Annotated in this window: 1 pseudogene; it reads right to left on the bottom strand. The window is 69.0% G+C overall.

Annotated elements, in window-relative coordinates:
- A pseudogene (locus tag B0W80_RS34300) lies at positions 1 to 239 on the bottom strand (electron transfer flavoprotein subunit alpha/FixB family protein); the annotation flags it as partial.

Raw genomic sequence — 239 nt, 5'->3', positions numbered from 1 at the left:
TCCTGGAACTTCTCGGCGCTGCCCAGGGCGCGGCCGCCCGAGACGATGATCTTGGCGGCTGTGAGTTCGGGGCGCTCGCTCTTGGTGACTTCGCGGCCGACGAAGCTCGACTTGCCGCTGTCGGCCACGCCCTCGGCGTTCTCGACCGCTGCACTGCCACCCGTGGCTGCCGCCGCATCGAAGCCGGTGGTGCGCACCGTGATCACCTTGATCGCATCGGCGCTCTGCACCGTGGCGAT

Origin of the sequence: Variovorax sp. KK3, from assembly GCF_001984055.1 — a bacterium.
Classification (GTDB): domain Bacteria; phylum Pseudomonadota; class Gammaproteobacteria; order Burkholderiales; family Burkholderiaceae_C; genus Variovorax.
The sequence above is the reverse complement of the archived record's forward strand: the minus strand, read 5'-3'. Positions and strand labels throughout refer to the sequence as shown.